Source organism: Variovorax sp. RO1 (genome assembly GCF_002849325.1).
Taxonomy (GTDB): Bacteria; Pseudomonadota; Gammaproteobacteria; order Burkholderiales; family Burkholderiaceae_C; genus Variovorax.
On sequence record NZ_PKMT01000001.1, the window covers coordinates 2,138,694 to 2,154,602 of the forward strand.

Genomic DNA, 15,909 nt, shown 5'->3' on the forward strand with positions numbered 1-15,909 from the left:
GTACATGGTTTTTTAGGGCCAAAAATACAAAGAACCCGCGATGATCGGCACCCAGCCCGTGTTTCCGGAGACCCATGGATGGCCCCGCAGCAGCAGATGCAGACGCAGATGGACAACAAGTCGGTCCCGCCGCTCACCCAGCGCGTGAGCCGCTACATCCTCGACCAGGCCCTGGCCGGCGGTTACGAGAACGGCCGCCACATGACCGAGACCGACCTCGCGGGCCGGCTCGGCATTTCGCGCACGCCGGTGCGCGCCGCGCTGCGCCTCTTGCACGAGCGTGAGTTGCTGGCGCATGTGCCCAACCGTGGCTACACGCTGGTGGCCGACCGCGAGGCGCTCGACCGTGCGCGCCGCGAGATGCCGGAAGACGAAGAGAAAACGCTCTACTACCGCGTGCTGCGCGACCGCCTCGCGGGCAAGCTGCCGACGCGCGTCAACGAACTTGAGCTGGCCCAGACCTACGGCGTGCCGCGCCCGCTGCTGCGCAACGTGATGACCACGCTGCTGCAGGACGGCGTGCTGCGCGGGCGCCACTACCAGCGCTGGGAGTTCACCGAAACCCTCGACTCGGTCGAGAGCGAGCGCGAGAGCTACCGCTTTCGGCTGGTGGTGGAATGCGCGTCGCTGCGCGAGCCGGGCTTCACCGTCGAGCACGAGCGGCTGCTGGCCTGCCGCGAACAACAGCAGAGCTTGCTCACGCACGCCTCGCGCCATTCGTGGATGGAGTTCTTCGAGGCCAACGCGCAGTTCCACGAGCTGCTGGCCAGCGCCTCGGGCAACCGCTTCATCCTCGATGCGGTGAAGCAGCAGAACCGGCTGCGCCGCATCTCTGACTTGTCGGACTACCCGCTCGTGAACATCGACCTGCTGCGCAAGTCGTGCCGCGAGCACTTGCAGATCCTCGACGCGGTCGAGGAGAACAAGCTCGAAGTCGCCGCCAAACACATGCACGCCCACCTGAGCCGTGCCAGCGACATCCTGGAGCGCCGCGTGATGGGCGACCTCGATGCGCTCGGCGAATGAGCCACCGCACCCTTTTATGACCCCCCAAGAAACGACGGCTCCCGATGCCGCGCTGGCCGACGGCTGGCGCGATGGTTTTCCCACGGCCGGCACCGCGGTGCAGCGCCCGCGCGAACGCCCGATCTTCCAGGCCCCCGAGAACCGCTGGGCCTTCTCGCACCTGCGCGAACTGCAGCCGACGCGCAACGTGTCGCGCGGCACCGGCCCGGTGGCGGTGCTGCCGCGCGCCGAACGGCCCGAGCTCGACACGCTGGCCTTCACCTTGCCCGCCGACGGCTCGCGCACCGACTGGCACAGCGCGCTCACAACGATCTGCGCCGACGGCGCGGTGGTGCTGCACCGCGGGCGCATCGTGTACGAGCGCTACTTCGGCGCGCTCGACGAACACGGGCAGCACATGGCGATGTCGGTCACCAAGTCGGTCGTCGGCACGGTCGGCGCGATGCTCGCGGCCGAGGGCGCGCTCGATGAACATGCGCAGGTGCGGCACTACATCCCCGAGCTGGCGGCCAGCGCCTTCGGCCACGCCACCGTGCGCCAGGTGATGGACATGACGACCGGCATCGACTACTCGGAGGACTACACCGACCCCGATGCCGGCGTGTGGAAGCACGCGCGCGCCGGCCAGTTGCTGCCGCGCCCTGCGGGCTATGCGGGCGCCGAGGGCTACCGCCAGTTTTTGCAGACCGTGCAGGGGCAGGGCACGCACGGCGAGGCCTTTGCCTACCGCACCGTCAACACCGACGTGCTGGGCTGGCTCATCAGCCGCGTGGCGGGCCAGCCGCTGGCGCGGGTGCTGGGCGAGCGCATCTGGTCGCGCCTGGGTGCCGAGCAGGACGCGGCCTTTGCCGTGGACGGGCAGGGCGCCGAGTTCGCGGGCGGCGGCCTGTGCACCGGCCTGCGCGACCTCGCGCGGCTGGGCGAAATGATGCGACTCGGCGGCGCCTTCAACGGCACGCAGATCGTGCCCGAGGCCGTGGTGGCCGACATCCGCCGCGGTGCCGATCCGGCGCGCTTTGCGCTCGCGGGCTACACGCGGCTGGCCGGCTGGAGCTACAGAAACATGTGGTGGGTGGCGCACGACGCGCGCCGCACCTTCACCGCGCAAGGCATTCACGGCCAGGCGTTGCACATCGACCCCGAGGCCGAGATGGTGGTGGCGCGCTTTGCCTCGCACCCGCTGGCCGCCAACGCGCACCTGCCGACCTCGATGCACGCCTTTCGCGCGCTGGCCGAGCACCTGATGCGCGGCTGATTTCCTTTCTTCCCTTTCTTCCCTTTCTTCCTTTCTCTTTCTTCATGCTCACCCAAGTCACGACCAATGCGAGCCTGCAGGCCCGCAAGAACGCCGCCTGCGCGCAGGGCATCGGCACGCTCACGCCGCACTTCACCGCCCGCGCCGACAACGCCGAGCTGTGGGACGTGGAAGGCCGTCGCTTTGTCGACTTTGCCAGCGGCATCGCCACGCTCGCCACCGGCCACCGCCACCCGCGCATCGTGGCGGCCGTGCGCGCGCAGCTCGACGACTTTCACCACACCTGCTTCCACGTCACGCCCTACGAGGAATACGTGGCGCTGTGCGAGCAACTGAACCGCGTGGTGCCCGGCCCCAGCGTGAAGAAGAGCGCGCTCTTCACGACCGGCGCCGAGGCCATCGAGAACGCGATGAAAGTGGCGCGCGCCGCCACCGGCCGCAGCGGCGTGGTGGCGTTCTCGGGCGCCTTCCACGGCCGCACCTTCATGGGCATGGCGCTCACCGGCAAGGTCGCGCCGTACAAGGCGGGCTTCGGCCCGATGCCGGGCGACGTGTGGCATGTGCCGTTTCCGGCCGCGCCGCTGGGCGTGACGGTGGACGACAGCATTGCGGCACTCGACCGGCTGTTCAAGACCGACGTCGATCCGCAGCGCGTGGCCGCGATCGTCATCGAGCTGGTGCAGGGCGAGGGCGGTTTCTACGTGGCACCGCCCGCGCTCATGGAACACCTGCGCGCGGAGTGCGACCGGCACGGCATCCTGCTCGTCGTCGACGAAATCCAGACCGGCTTCGGGCGCACCGGCAAGCTGTTTGCGCTGGAGCACTACGGCATCGAGGCCGACCTGGTGACGACGGCCAAGAGCCTGGCCGGCGGCTTTCCGCTGTCGGCGCTCACGGGGCGCGCCGAGCTCATGGACGCCACGCGCGTCGGCAGCCTCGGCGGCACCTACGCGGGCAACCCGCTGGCGGTGGCCGCGGCGCTGGAGACGATGCGCGTGATCGAGGACGAAGGGCTGGTCGCACGCGCCCGCATGCTCGGCGAGCGATTGACGGCGTGCCTCGCGGCGCTGCGCACCGAGGTGCCGCGCATCTGCGATGTGCGCGGCCTGGGCGCGATGGTGGCGGTCGAGTTTCGCGATCTGCACAGCGGCGAGCCCGACGCCGAGTTCACGAAGCGCGTGCATGCGGCGGGGCTCGAGCGCGGCCTGCTGCTGCTGACATGCGGCGTGTACGGCAACGTGGTGCGCTTCCTGTTTCCGCTCACCATTCCGGAGGCGGTTTTTGAAGAAGGGCTGGGGCTGCTGGCTGAGTCGATTCGCGCGGCCAACGCGTAGTCGTTCAGCGGCGCGTCTGGATGCCGAGCGTGCGGCAGAAGTCGTAGAAGTCTTCGAGCTGCAGCGACTTGTCGAACACCGCATCGACACCCGCCGACAACGCGCCTTCGCGCACCTCGGAGGTCGCGTGGTTCATGAACACCACGGTGCGTTGCACGGGTGACTTGCGTTCCCTCAGGTGGTTGGCCACCGTCAGGCCGTTGCCCTTCGCGAGGAACACGTCGATCACGGCGGCGTCCCATGCATCGGGGTTCGCGTCGAGCCAGTCGATGGCTTCGTCGGAGGTGCTGGCAGTGGCAACGACTTCGCATCCGGAGAATTCCCGCAGTCCATCGGTCAGGGTGGTGGCGATCAGGGGGTTGTCTTCTATGAGGTAGATGCGGGTCATCGGTGCGGGGCCTGGAAATGAAATGCAATGCAACGACTTGTCTGCGCTTGTGACGCAGGTTTGTCGGGCCGATTCATTGTCACGACGCGGGGGCAACGCAGAGTCGGACAACGCCGCCACATGGCGTCCCCCGCGCACGCGAGACGCGCATTTGTGCAGTGCATCACTGGCGTACAAGACGCAGGCGCGGGGCGTGCCTATCGTGCGGGGCTTCTTTGACTCCGTCACGACAGGTTGTTCGATGTCGCCTTCTTCTTCGCCGTCCTTCGCTCCACCCTTCACCGCTTCGGGCCGCAGCGCGCTCGTGCAGGCGCCACCGTGGCACTACGCCGGGTGGCTGGTCAATGTGGGTTTTTCGTTCGATGCGGCACGCGGCGCGGCGCTGGTGCCGCCGGACGTCGGCGTGGCCACGGGCCACGGCTGCGTGCATTTCGCCGACTGGCAATCGTGCGGCGACGACGGGCGCGAAATGCTCGACCCGGTGTACGCGCAGTACCGCGAAACCATCGTGGTGCTCGAGATCGAACCGGCGCGCGGCGACACCTCGCGCCGCTGCTTCTACTGCCCGCTCATCTACGTCGACCAGGACATCTCCATGCTGCGCGGCTGGCTGCAGGGCTGGCCCAAGAAGATAGGCCAGACCTGGCTGACGCGCAGCCTGCCGCTGATCCATCCGGCCGCCGCACCGATGGCGGCCGGCAGCCGGCTCGGCGCGAGCCTCAGCGTGAAGGAGCGGCGGCTGGTGGATGTCACGGTCACGCTGTCGGGCGAGGCGAGCGGGCCGCTCGGCTTCCTGGCCGCGCCCACCATCGGCGCCATCGGCGGGCCCGACCTGACGCAAGCAGGCAGCGTGGCGGTGCCGCGCTACCTGCGTGCCGACATCATCGACCGTGTCGAAACAGGCTGGGTGCAGGGCGAGGCCACGCTGCGTTTCCACGAGCACCCGGTCGAGGAACTCGCGCTGCTCGGCCCCGTGCAGGCGACGCAGGCCAGCGCAGGCTGGATGGGCCTCACGGTGCGCGGCGCGATCGCGGTGTGAGGGCGCTGCCTCCCGCGGGCGGCTGCGCTACCCTCGGCGGGTCATGACGCTCCCCGCCCCGACGAACTCGCACGTGATCGACCTGCCGCTGGACGATGGCACGCCGGTCGAGGTGATGTTCGCGGGCGATCCCAAAGCGCATTTCGCGCTGCACTGGCATGCCGAGTGGAGCGTGGGCGCGATCCTCGAAGGCCGCTGCGAGTTCGTCTGCGCGGGTGCGCCCCGTGCCGCGCAGGCGGGTGAGCTGGTGCTGATGCCGCCGTTCGCGCTGCACACGGCCGGCGTGAGCGCCCAGGGCTTTCGCATGGTGATGCTGTACGTGCCGCACGCCTGGGTGGCGGCGCGCAGGGGCTGGCCGGCAGATCGGCGCGGGTCGCTGCGGCAGGACGTCTGGTGCGACAAGGCGACCGTCGATGCGCTCGCGCAGGCGGCGTCGGCGGCAGACGGTGTGCGGGTCGGCGCGCTGCTCGACGACCTCTTTCGCACACAGACGACCGACCCGCTCGTGGCGGTCGCGCGGGCGGCGGGCGACGCGCGCGTCGAGGCCGTGTGCGACCTGCTCGCGACCGAAGACGCCTGCCGCATCGAACCCGCATCGCTGGCCGAACGGCTCGGCGTGTCGCGCGAGCACTTCCATCGCCTGTTCCGCGCGGCGGTCGGCATGGCACCGGCGCAGTACGCACGGCTGGCGCGCATCGCCCGCGCCAAGGTGCTGCTGCGGGAAGGCCACGGGCCGGCCGAGGTGGCGGCGCAATGCGGCTTTGCCGACCAGGCGCATTTCTCGCGCTGGTTCCGCCGCTGCTTCGGCGTGACGCCGGGGAACTACCGGGCGGGCGGCTCGCCAAAAACCGTCGCGTGAGAAACTACGCCCCCGAGCGAGCGCCCCGCGTATGAACGACAAGTCCTTGAATCTGAAAGAAAAAATCATCTCCGTCGCGCCCACGATGGACTGGACGTGCCCCAGCTAGAAAATCCATGCGGGTCAACTACTTAGAGCTGTACGGCAGTAGGCATGTGGCAGGAATGTGGCAACTCGCTGCGCCTTTGCTGCGCTGGACCCGACTTGCACCGTAGCGCAGTACGGTCGGTCAAGTCGCTAGCTGCTGTGCTTCGGTCGGGCATGCACCCCCTGTCCCACGGCAGACTTCTTGTGGCGTGGGCCTGCCTTATTTCTTGCCCCTAAGTTGGGTTTGCGCGCGCGGCTTGCGTTTGGGAACGGCGGCGATCACGTTCGGAATCCATCGACTTAGCCGACCGGATTCGGTCGAGGCTATGTAAACAGTCAATCTGGTCGCCATCACTCCGAAAATCGACCATCTCAGATGGGGCCAGGCTGTGTTTTTGTGGATGTGCTACGTGGTAAACGACTCCGCTGAGTCAACTTTTCAGGGGGGCACGGATAGGCGCTGTCCGAGCAACTTCGCGTCGCCTTCGCCAACTAGAAACCTCCAGCGCCCCAAAGCTTAAATTGTGTTCGTACTTCCCCATAGGATCCTTGGAAATCCGTCCAAATTTTGGCGCTCAGTTCAATTCCGGCGATGCTCATCGCTGCATCGGGCGACGCGTCATGCAACTCTTGACTTACACTTTACGCGTCGGTAAGGAAGAACATCAGAGGAGCGAGAATGGACAGTGCCAACGATTTGGATGCATTGACGCGAATTATCAGTGCGCTGAGACCACTTAAACGGGACGAGCAGTTGCGCGCGCTCCGTGCGGTAATTCTGTTTCTTGGTTTGGACGTCGAACTCACGGACGCAAGTGCCCCGCGGCCAGCGCCCACTCGAACATACTCAGAACCCCTTTCGCCGCCTACGCCCGGCAGCTTCTCCGAGGATCGGGCGCTCTCGCCGAAGGACTTCCTGCGGGACAAAGCGCCCATCAGTGACGTTGAGCGAATAGCTTGTCTCGGCTACTACCTGACCCACTATCGAGATACTCCGCATTTTAAGACGTTAGATGTCAGCGCGTTGAATACCGAGGCGGCTCAGCCCAAGCTAAGCAACGCTTCAATGGCAGTCGAAAACGCAAGCAAGGCGGGTCTTTTGGTTCAAGCCATCAAAGGTGCGAAGCAGGTCAGTGCTATCGGCGAGCATTACGTACAACTGCTGCCAGACCGAGACGCAGCTCGCGACTACCTTAGGTCTGCGAATCTTAGAAAGCGGCCCAAGCGAACAGCGAAGAAGACAGCGCAGGCTTCGACCACTTCTTCTTTAACGCCGCCGTCTGAGCCACAGTGATGAAGCGCAGGCATAAGTACACAAAAGTTGTGCTGTACAACCACAAGGGCGGAGTGGGGAAAACGACACTTACGGTCAATATAGCGTCAGCACTCGCCAACGCTGGAAAGCGGGTGTTACTTGTTGACGCCGATCCGCAGTGCAATATTACTGCCTATCTGGTCGAAGAGATTGTCGTCAATAAGTGGCTCGACGAATCTGACGGTGCACGAGGGAACACCTTATGGTCAGCTATCAAGCCTGTATTGGACGGCACTGGACCAATTAAGGTGATCGAGCCCCTTGAGCGATCGAGAAATGTTTATCTTCTGCCTGGTGACATCAAGCTGTCAGAGTACGAGCAAGACTTGACGCAGACGTGGCTCGACTGTTTTCAAAGGAAGGCCAGAGGCTACAAAGGCGTGACCGCTCTGAGCGAGTTAGTTGACCAAGTGGTGCAAAAATATGAAATCGACTACGTTTTCTATGACGTCGGCCCGAACATTGGTCCACTGAACAAAGTCATTATTCTAGATTGCGACTACTTCATAGTCCCGGCTGCATGCGATCTATTTTCAACTAGAGCCCTTAGCACTTTGGGGCATTCCCTCGCCAGTTGGATCAAAGACTGGAACGTCATAGCCCAGCTTGCTCCCGACGACGCCCCTCTACTTTCCGGGCAGCCAAAATTCTTGGGCTACGTGCTTCAAAGATTCCGGATTTATGGAGGAGCGATTGCTAGTGGATATGCCGGTTACGTCGCAAAATTAGAAAAGGCTGTTCAGAGCGACATAGTTGCGGTCCTTCGTAAGATTGATCCCAGGCTCGCCAGTCATTCGCTGAGTACCTACAAGCTTGGCCAGATCAAAGACTTCGGCTCGCTAGCGATCGCAGCTCAAGAACAGGGAGTCGAATTCAGCGAAGTTGCGGGCGCTAGCACGGCTGGCCAAAAGGCTGAAGCGGAGGCTGAGTTCGCTCAAATTGCCAAGAAGATAATTGCTCGCATCGCAGAGGAGGAAGAAGCGTTGTGAAGACCTTAACGCTCTCGGCGAAAGAGTTGCGTGCGATCGATAAAATGGTTGCTCACTTCGTCGAAAACACTGCAAAGTTCGAATCATTGCTGAGTTCTTGGGATTCTATGATCTCGTCGTCGAAGGAGTTACAGAAGCTAATTCACACGACGAAAGGTCGGGTTAAGGATCCAACGCATCTACGAGATAAGCTGATCCGAAAGTTCATTGAGGCTAAGGCAGCAGGACTTGCACCCGACTACAACCCAGACAATCTTTTTCAACGGGTTAACGATCTCGCAGGATTGAGGATCATCCATCTTCACACGCGTCAGATCGAGGGCATTCACAAAGAACTTCTCGGAATCTTTGAAGAGTACAGATGGGTGGTCAAGGAAGGTCCCATTGCAAAAACGTGGGACATTGAAAATCGTGCTTACTTCAAAAGTATTGGGTTTGATCCGGAAGAGTCGGACAGTCTTTATACAAGTGTGCATTACGTTCTGCAGCCAAATTCCAAATCGGAGCTGACGTGTGAGATTCAGGTGCGCACCTTGATGGAGGAGGTGTGGGGGGAAGTGGATCACACGATTAACTATCCGAAGAAGTCTGAACTTCTAGCTTGTCGAGAACAAATCAAGGTACTCGCTCGCATGACATCGAGTTGCAGTCGCCTAGTCGATTCTATATTTCTCAGCGATAGCGACGGCGCTAAGTCGCCGCTGCTGGTCGCCAGCAAGAGGCGCTCAACGGTGAGGACCAGTGCTAATGGCAAAGCGTGATGGGCAGGGCGAAGCTGCTTGTGAAACCCTTTACCAGCAGCGCGAGCCTCATCTATAAACGCAGCGATCACTTCGCCTCTTCCCTCTTCGAGAGCAGCGCGCCCCGTGTCGGGAAAAATCTACATGACACTGCGCAAGTGCATGGGAATCTAAGAAACTGCCGCCGCTCAATCGATTTGCAGTCGCGTGACTATTCCGAAGTGCGCGTTCCGATGCACACAACATCAGGTAGCTGCATCTTGATGGAGACCATCGACTCGGGGATATTTTGGCTGTTAGCGACACCCAAAAAATAGCGATAAACAAGACCGAATGACAGCGAATGAGATGAGCGATAACTCCGCGCCAGTACTTGATTTTCCTCGGAAGGCCCGTGTCACCGAGGCCATGCGCTTGTCCGTGGCCCCCATGATGGACTGGACCGACAGGCACTGCCGCGTCTTCCACCGCCTCATGACGCGCCATGCGCTGCTCTACACGGAGATGGTGACCACCGGCGCGTTGATCCACGGCGACGTGCCGCGCCACCTGCGCTTTCATGCCGAGGAACATCCCGTGGCGTTGCAGCTCGGCGGCAGCGAGCCGAACGACCTCGCGCACTGCGCGAAGCTCGGCGAAGAGTGGGGCTACGACGAGATCAACCTGAACTGCGGCTGCCCGAGCGAGCGCGTGCAGCGCGGCGCTTTCGGGGCCTGCCTCATGAACGAGCCGCAACTGGTGGCCGATTGCGTGAAGGCGATGGTCGACGTGGTCGATGTGCCGGTCACGGTGAAGCACCGCATCGGCATCGACAAGATCGAGAGCTACGAGTTCGTGCGCGACTTTGTCGGCGCGGTGAGCGAGGCGGGTTGCGGCACGTTCATCGTGCACGCGCGCAACGCCTGGCTGCAGGGCCTGAGCCCGAAGCAGAACCGCGAGATTCCGCCGCTGCGCTATGCGCTGGTGCACCGGCTGAAGCACGACTTTCCGGCGCTGCAGTTTTCGATCAATGGCGGCATTGCCACCAACGCCCAGGTGCACGAGCACCTGCGGCTGCTCGACGGCGCCATGATCGGCCGCGAGGCGTACCACAACCCCTGGTGGCTGGCCGAGTGGGACGCCGAGTTCTACGGCGAGGCCCCGCAGACGCTCACGCGCGAGGACATCGAGGCGCAGATGTGCGACTACATGGTCCGCGAGGCGACCGAACACGGCACGAACTGGTGGTCGATCGCGCGCCACATGCTGGGCCTGCGCAACGGCCTGCCCGGCGCCCGCCGCTGGCGCCAGGTCTGGAGCGACCACCGTCTGAAGACCCGCCCGCCGCACGAAGTGATGGCGCTGGCGCACGAACCCGTCGCCGCTCAGGCCGCCTGAATCCCTTCGCCGCCGCCACCGACTTTGTAGACAGTCAACACAATTGACCGAAGTTGACGCGCGATGGAACACAGTTTCATGACAATGCAACAACAAGTGTGAGCGAATCACCTGTTTTTGCTCAAGAATAAGGCGGGTCAGGGAAACAAGAAAAAGGTTCTGTCTTATGAGTGAAGCTGTGGGCGGCAAGGAAGAAGTCAGTGCGCTTGCCAGGGGGTTGTCGCTGCTGAAGGTCATCGGGATGTCAGCGGCGCCCGTCGGAAACCGGGAACTGGCCGACACCACCGGCATCCCGAAGGCCACGGTGTCGCGCCTCACGGCGACGTTGGTGGGCGCGGGGTTTCTGCGGCAGTCGCAAGACAGCGAGCGCTTCAGCCTGGGGCCGGTGCTGCTCGACATGAGCAGCCGCTACCTGCGCAATTTCGACCTGAGGTCACTGGCGCGTCCCCATCTCGGCAACCTGGCGGAACTGTCGGGGGCCAGCATCCACATGGCGGTGCGCGACGATCTGGACATGCTGGTCATCGACTCGCTGCGCCCGCGCTCGGCACTCATCAGCTCCCGCATCGACGTCGGCTCGCGCATGTCGATTGCCACCTCGGCCTCCGGCCGCGCCTACATCGGCGCCTTGCCCGCGGCCGAGCAGGCGGCGCTGCTGGAGCAGATTCGGCTCGAGACCGGCGAGAACTGGCACGCCATCGAGCCGCGCCTCATCGCCAGCCTGGAAGAGTACGCCCGCCTGGGCTACTGCACCTCCTTCGGCGAATGGAATCCCCAGATCCACGCCCTGGGCTTTGCGCTCGCAGGCCCGCGCGGCGAGCGCTATGGCGTGAGCTGCGGCGGCCCCGCCTACCTGCTGCCGAGGGAGACCATGCTGAGCCGCGTCGCCCCCCGCATGCTGGAAATCGCCCGCCGCATCGCGACCGAAGCGGGCACCCTCACCCTGGACTGAATAGAAATGCCCGCGAGCTGAAAATTTAGCACAAAGGGTAGTAAATAAAAAAGCGCCATCCCCAAATGGCCAGCAAGGCAAAGGCAATCCAAAGAGAGTAATGGATTTTTTGCTGTCGCATAGATTGCGCGATGCCAAATGCCAAAATTGGCACCAAAAATGCCAAGAATAATTGCCGAGGATTAATATCTTCGTCCACAGGCAATCCACAAAAAGTTAATCCCTCAGTGCGTGCGCTTGGCTCATCCAGCATCCATTCGAACTTATTCATTGGAATGATGAGCATTAGGGTGATGCAAAACAGTGCATATACCGAGGTTATTACTATGCCTAGTTTTTTCATTTTTTATGTTCTATTCAGGAGTGCTGCAACGTGAGCACGATGCTCTAGCATCCTGCGACCATATTCGGAAAAATTTCTACCCTGTGCGCCTGGTGATAGTTTTATGGAGTTTGTGATATCAGTTAAAGGTCGCTCTATGCCTCGGTTATAGCGTGCTCCCACCACAATGAATTGCTCCGTAGAAAGACTCAACGTGTCATTGCCCGGGTTGTCGTGCAAAATGAGATTTCTTAAATGCTGAGCAACCAGGCGTAAATTGAATTTATCTGTTTCAAGGCATGAAATTAGATTCATGCGATCTGAATGGGGAATTGTTTCAACGGATAGGCCAAGCTCTCTGGCCGCAACTTCCAGTTGCATGCTCACTGCTCCAAATGAAGTTCTTTCTGGAGGCTTGCCAAATAAAGTGGGTCTTCCCGCTAGCTGACGTTGCAAGGAGCGTCCTATGAAGACTGGCTTCTTGAATCCGTCAGGTTTTCCTCCAACCTCTGCCCAGGCAACAGAGGCAAGTAAGACGGCTGGAATTCTATGTTGTGCTGCGATTTCAGTGATTTCATACTTGTTGTATGCAATCCAGCCATCCTTGTAAGCTTCCAAGTAAACTCTGCCGCCGCCAAATTTTTCCGACAAGGCTTTCCATTTGAAAACATCCCAAGTGTTCCATTTGGGGTAGTTCGAGCTGTCCGACGCGCAAAACTCCTTGCCACTCATACCGCTCTCCCATAGGGTGTGAGTGTCGATTTTGAATTTGCATTTGAGGACATGAATTCTCCCTTTTGAATTCAATCATCATAATGAGATGGCTGGCGCTCGTCTATCATGCCTTTGGTGGTGGATTTGAATTTCTTGGGGAATTATGAGAAATAAAAAACAGCGAGGGTGTTTTTTTGAAGATACGAAGACTAAATAGTCGGCCCTGTAAAATTCACCCGGCCGCGCTTGTCACCCTTGCGGCACGCATTTGGGGACGCGGTGCTGTTGGTTCGAGCGCCGTCGGAAGCACTGGCAGGGGCCCGATCGGGCGCGAGTAAAGGTCTTTGAGGCCCAGGCGCACCATGGCACGCCGCAGCCATCGGATGCTGAAGCCCGCCGCGCACAGCACCGCATGGAGCGCGTCGCTGGTCTGGCCCCTCAGCCAGCACTGGTCCATCCCGCTGGCAAGACGCCGCGGAACCGGCTTTGCCGGGCCGCAGGCGTCGCCCCCGGAAGGGGGTTGGCGAAGCGACACGAAGTGCGCGCAGCCTGGGGGTGAACCTATACAGCGGCTTCGAGGCCGTTGAGGAAGTGCTCGCGCATGCGCGCCATGGCCGTGGCGGCGTCGCGCGCCTCGATGGCGGCCATCACCGCGCGGTGCTCCGCCAGCGATTCGGCAATGCGCCCCGCCTTCAGCAGCGAGTTGTGGCGATTCAACTTCATCACCTTGCGCAGGTCGGCCACCATCTGGTCGCGCCACTTGTTGTTGGCAATGGCCAGCAGGCTCATGTGGAAGCGCTCGTTCACCGCAAAGAAGTGCTCGCGGTCTTCCTTGCCGGGGGCGGCGGCGGCTTCCAGCTCGGCGTGCAGCGCCTTCAGCTCGGCGCGCTGGTCGTCGGTAGCGCGCTCGGCCACCACGCCGGCGGCGTCGCTCTCGAGCAGCGAGAGCAGGTGGTACACATCGGCCAGATCTTGTTCCGACACCTCGGTGACGTAGGCGCCGCGACGCACCTTCATCGTCACCAGGCCTTCGGCGGCCAGCACCTTCAGCGCCTCGCGCAGGGGCGTGCGGCTGATGCCGTATTCCTCGGCCAGCTTGAGTTCGTCGATCCAGCTGCCGGGCTCCAGCTCGCGGCGGAAGATCCGTTGGCGCAGGAGCTCGGCCACCTCTTCATAGAGGGCGCGGGGGGTCAGGGTGACGGCGGACATGGGCTGCACTGTACTTCAAAAAATGCGTTTGAATTAATAATTACGGATGGGTTAGACTCGCGAACGGCTTGCAAATCCGTGCAAGCGACCTTGCGAATCCCGTCAGACCACCGCCTGGAGCGGCGCCTTCCATGAGCAGCAGCACACCCGAACCCACCTACAAGCCGGCCGATCTCGACGCCTGGGCCAAGTCCGCCGCCAAGTCGGCGCCCGGCGGCGACGTGAACGCGCTGAACTGGGTCACGCCCGACGGCATCAGCGTGAAGCCGCTGTACACCGCGGCCGACCTGCAAGGCCTGAAGTACACCGACACGCTGCCCGGCTTCGAGCCCTACCTGCGCGGCCCGCAGGCCACCATGTACGCGGTGCGCCCCTGGACCATCCGCCAGTACGCCGGCTTCTCCACGGCCGAAGAATCGAACGCGTTCTATCGCAAGGCGCTGGCCGCCGGCGGGCAGGGCGTGAGCGTGGCCTTCGACCTGGCCACCCACCGCGGCTACGACAGCGACCATCCGCGCGTGACCGGCGACGTCGGCAAGGCCGGCGTGGCGATCGATTCGGTCGAGGACATGAAGATCCTGTTCGATCAGATCCCGCTCGACAAGGTCTCCGTGTCGATGACGATGAACGGCGCCGTGCTGCCGGTGCTGGCGGGCTACGTGGTCGCGGCCGAAGAGCAGGGCGTGGCGCAAGACCAACTGAGCGGAACCATCCAGAACGACATCCTCAAGGAGTTCATGGTCCGCAACACGTACATCTTTCCGCCGGCGCCGAGCATGCGGATCATTGGCGACATCATCGAGTACACGGCGCAGAAGATGCCGAAGTTCAACTCGATCTCGATCAGCGGCTATCACATGCAGGAAGCCGGCGCCAACCAGGCGCTGGAGCTCGCGTTCACGCTGGCCGACGGCAAGGAATACGTGAAGACCGCACTGGCCAAGGGCCTCGACGTCGACGGCTTTGCCGGGCGCCTGAGCTTCTTCTGGGCCATCGGCATGAACTTCTACCTCGAAGTGGCCAAGATGCGCGCAGCGCGTCTGCTGTGGTGCCGCATCATGAAGGAGTTCAACCCCAAGAACCCCAAGAGCCTGATGCTGCGCACGCACTGCCAAACGTCTGGCTGGTCGCTCACCGAGCAGGACCCGTACAACAACGTGGTGCGCACCACCATCGAGGCGATGGCCGCGGTGTTCGGCGGCACGCAGTCGCTGCACACCAACGCACTCGACGAAGCCATTGCGCTGCCCACCGAGTTCAGCTCGCGCATCGCGCGCAACACGCAGCTGATCATCCAGGAAGAGACGCACATCACGAACGTGATCGATCCCTGGGCCGGCAGCTACATGATGGAAAAGCTCACGCAGGACATGGCCGACGCCGCCTGGACCATCATCGAAGAGGTCGAAGCGATGGGCGGCATGACCAAGGCCGTCGACAGCGGCTGGGCCAAGCTCAAGATCGAGGCCGCCGCCGCAGAGAAGCAGGCGCGCATCGATTCGGGCAAGGACGTGATCGTCGGCGTCAACAAGTACAAGCTCAAGACCGAAGACGCGATCGACAGCCTGTCGATCGACAACGTGAAGGTGCGCGACCAGCAGGTGGCGCGCCTGCAGAGCATCCGCGCCTCGCGCGACAACGCCAAGGTGCAGGCCGCGCTCGACGCGCTCACCGAAGCCGCTGAAAGCAACACCGGCAACCTGCTGGCGCTGAGCATCGACGCCGTGCGCGCGCGCGCCACCGTCGGCGAGATTTCCGACGCCCTCGAAAAATCATTCGGCCGCCATCGCGCCGACACGCAAAAGGTGACCGGTGTGTACGCTGCCGCCTATGACTCGGCCGAAGGCTGGGAAGCGCTCAAGACCGAGATCAACGCCTTTGCCGAAGCGCAGGGCCGCCGCCCGCGCGTGATGATTTCCAAGCTCGGGCAAGACGGGCATGACCGCGGCGCGAAGGTCGTTGCCACGGCGTTCGCCGACCTGGGCTTCGACGTCGACATGGGCCCGCTGTTCCAGACGCCCGAAGAGTGCGCGCGCCAGGCCATCGAGAACGACGTGCATGCCGTGGGCGTGAGCACGCTCGCCGCCGGCCATAAGACGCTCGTGCCGGCCATCATCGAAGAGCTGCGCAAGCAGGGCGCGGACGACATCATCGTCTTCGTCGGCGGCGTGATTCCGCGCCAGGACTACGACTTCCTCTACGAAGCCGGCGTCAAGGGCATCTATGGCCCGGGCACGCCCATCCCGGCCAGCGCCAAGGACGTGCTGGAGCAGATCCGCGCGGCCGTCGCCGCCTGATCGGTC

General features: G+C 62.8%; 15 protein-coding genes and 1 pseudogene. 11 read left to right on the top strand and 5 right to left on the bottom strand.

Translation table 11 applies throughout. The features are described from left to right. Positions 1-78: 78 nt before the first annotated feature. From CY658_RS10230 to gabT, 3 genes are read left to right on the top strand one after another with little or no spacing between them, the layout of a single operon-like run. Positions 79-1,026, top strand: a complete 948-nt coding sequence (locus CY658_RS10230) for a GntR family transcriptional regulator (RefSeq protein ID WP_101489990.1) — start codon at positions 79-81, stop codon at positions 1,024-1,026. Positions 1,027-1,042: 16 nt separating this feature from the next. Further along, entirely contained in the window at positions 1,043-2,281 is a 1,239-nt protein-coding gene (locus CY658_RS10235) for a serine hydrolase domain-containing protein (RefSeq protein ID WP_257884813.1), read from the top strand. A 44-nt stretch (positions 2,282-2,325) separates the two neighbouring features. After that, complete coding sequence (gabT, locus tag CY658_RS10240) at positions 2,326-3,615, top strand: 4-aminobutyrate--2-oxoglutarate transaminase (RefSeq protein WP_101489992.1); 1,290 nt, start codon at positions 2,326-2,328, stop codon at positions 3,613-3,615. Positions 3,616-3,619: 4 nt separating this feature from the next. On the opposite strand, the gene CY658_RS10245 is transcribed toward gabT, so the two are convergent. Continuing rightward, the gene (locus tag CY658_RS10245; RefSeq protein ID WP_101489993.1) at positions 3,620-4,003 is read right to left on the bottom strand and encodes a response regulator; all 384 of its coding nucleotides are present in this window, start codon (positions 4,001-4,003) and stop codon (positions 3,620-3,622) included. A gap of 241 nt (positions 4,004-4,244) precedes the next feature. On the opposite strand from CY658_RS10245, the gene CY658_RS10250 reads away from it, so the two are divergent. From CY658_RS10250 to CY658_RS10275, 7 genes are all read left to right on the top strand, one after another. Then, the gene (locus CY658_RS10250; RefSeq protein ID WP_101489994.1) at positions 4,245-5,042 is read left to right on the top strand and encodes an acetoacetate decarboxylase family protein; all 798 of its coding nucleotides are present in this window, start codon (positions 4,245-4,247) and stop codon (positions 5,040-5,042) included. Between the two features lie 43 nt (positions 5,043-5,085). Further along, positions 5,086-5,901: a helix-turn-helix transcriptional regulator gene (locus CY658_RS10255; RefSeq protein ID WP_101489995.1), complete on the top strand. Its 816-nt coding sequence runs from the start codon at positions 5,086-5,088 to the stop codon at positions 5,899-5,901. Between the two features lie 766 nt (positions 5,902-6,667). Next, positions 6,668-7,282, top strand: coding sequence for a hypothetical protein (locus CY658_RS32440; protein ID WP_143713646.1), 615 nt, complete (start codon positions 6,668-6,670; stop codon positions 7,280-7,282). 29 nt (positions 7,283-7,311) lie between these two features. Beyond that, the gene (locus tag CY658_RS10260) at positions 7,312-8,292 is read left to right on the top strand and encodes a ParA family protein (protein ID WP_180838910.1); all 981 of its coding nucleotides are present in this window, start codon (positions 7,312-7,314) and stop codon (positions 8,290-8,292) included. Continuing rightward, the gene (locus tag CY658_RS10265; protein WP_101489997.1) at positions 8,289-9,053 is read left to right on the top strand and encodes a RelA/SpoT domain-containing protein; all 765 of its coding nucleotides are present in this window, start codon (positions 8,289-8,291) and stop codon (positions 9,051-9,053) included. The genes CY658_RS10260 and CY658_RS10265 overlap by 4 nt, the downstream gene beginning before the upstream one ends. Positions 9,054-9,380: 327 nt before the next feature. Beyond that, positions 9,381-10,409, top strand: a complete 1,029-nt coding sequence (gene dusA / locus CY658_RS10270) for a tRNA dihydrouridine(20/20a) synthase DusA (RefSeq protein WP_374221095.1) — start codon at positions 9,381-9,383, stop codon at positions 10,407-10,409. A gap of 166 nt (positions 10,410-10,575) precedes the next feature. Further along, positions 10,576-11,361: an IclR family transcriptional regulator gene (locus CY658_RS10275; RefSeq protein WP_101489999.1), complete on the top strand. Its 786-nt coding sequence runs from the start codon at positions 10,576-10,578 to the stop codon at positions 11,359-11,361. A 25-nt stretch (positions 11,362-11,386) separates the two neighbouring features. Here the strand turns inward: CY658_RS10275 and CY658_RS32445 are convergent, their stop codons facing one another. The 4 genes and pseudogenes from CY658_RS32445 to CY658_RS10285 form a co-directional block, all read right to left on the bottom strand. Further along, positions 11,387-11,704: a DUF2645 family protein gene (locus CY658_RS32445; protein WP_143713648.1), complete on the bottom strand. Its 318-nt coding sequence runs from the start codon at positions 11,702-11,704 to the stop codon at positions 11,387-11,389. Positions 11,705-11,707: 3 nt separating this feature from the next. Next, positions 11,708-12,415 carry a hypothetical protein gene (locus tag CY658_RS32450; RefSeq protein WP_143713650.1) on the bottom strand — a complete coding sequence of 236 codons (708 nt, stop codon included), beginning with the start codon at positions 12,413-12,415 and terminating at the stop codon, positions 11,708-11,710. A gap of 214 nt (positions 12,416-12,629) precedes the next feature. Next, positions 12,630-12,860: pseudogene (locus tag CY658_RS33175) on the bottom strand (IS5/IS1182 family transposase); the annotation flags it as partial. A gap of 98 nt (positions 12,861-12,958) precedes the next feature. Then, the gene (locus CY658_RS10285) at positions 12,959-13,606 is read right to left on the bottom strand and encodes a GntR family transcriptional regulator (RefSeq protein WP_101490001.1); all 648 of its coding nucleotides are present in this window, start codon (positions 13,604-13,606) and stop codon (positions 12,959-12,961) included. Between the two features lie 131 nt (positions 13,607-13,737). Here CY658_RS10285 and scpA point away from each other — a divergent pair, with 131 nt between their 5' ends. Then, the gene (scpA, locus tag CY658_RS10290) at positions 13,738-15,903 is read left to right on the top strand and encodes a methylmalonyl-CoA mutase (protein WP_101490002.1); all 2,166 of its coding nucleotides are present in this window, start codon (positions 13,738-13,740) and stop codon (positions 15,901-15,903) included. The last annotated feature ends 6 nt before the right edge of the window (positions 15,904-15,909 follow it).

Bases quoted from the DNA above. Each gene is read 5' to 3' on its own strand.
- CY658_RS10245 (WP_101489993.1), bottom strand. From the start codon at position 4,003: ATGACCCGCATCTACCTCATAGAAGACAACCCCCTGATCGCCACCACC.
- CY658_RS10235 (WP_257884813.1), top strand. From the start codon at position 1,043: ATGACCCCCCAAGAAACGACGGCTCCCGATGCCGCGCTGGCCGACGGC.
- CY658_RS10285 (WP_101490001.1), bottom strand. From the start codon at position 13,606: ATGTCCGCCGTCACCCTGACCCCCCGCGCCCTCTATGAAGAGGTGGCC.
- CY658_RS10250 (WP_101489994.1), top strand. From the start codon at position 4,245: ATGTCGCCTTCTTCTTCGCCGTCCTTCGCTCCACCCTTCACCGCTTCG.
- CY658_RS32445 (WP_143713648.1), bottom strand. From the start codon at position 11,704: ATGAAAAAACTAGGCATAGTAATAACCTCGGTATATGCACTGTTTTGC.
- dusA (WP_374221095.1), top strand. From the start codon at position 9,381: ATGAGCGATAACTCCGCGCCAGTACTTGATTTTCCTCGGAAGGCCCGT.
- CY658_RS32450 (WP_143713650.1), bottom strand. From the start codon at position 12,415: ATGAGTGGCAAGGAGTTTTGCGCGTCGGACAGCTCGAACTACCCCAAA.
- CY658_RS10230 (WP_101489990.1), top strand. From the start codon at position 79: ATGGCCCCGCAGCAGCAGATGCAGACGCAGATGGACAACAAGTCGGTC.
- CY658_RS10275 (WP_101489999.1), top strand. From the start codon at position 10,576: ATGAGTGAAGCTGTGGGCGGCAAGGAAGAAGTCAGTGCGCTTGCCAGG.
- CY658_RS32440 (WP_143713646.1), top strand. From the start codon at position 6,668: ATGGACAGTGCCAACGATTTGGATGCATTGACGCGAATTATCAGTGCG.
- gabT (WP_101489992.1), top strand. From the start codon at position 2,326: ATGCTCACCCAAGTCACGACCAATGCGAGCCTGCAGGCCCGCAAGAAC.
- CY658_RS10255 (WP_101489995.1), top strand. From the start codon at position 5,086: ATGACGCTCCCCGCCCCGACGAACTCGCACGTGATCGACCTGCCGCTG.
- scpA (WP_101490002.1), top strand. From the start codon at position 13,738: ATGAGCAGCAGCACACCCGAACCCACCTACAAGCCGGCCGATCTCGAC.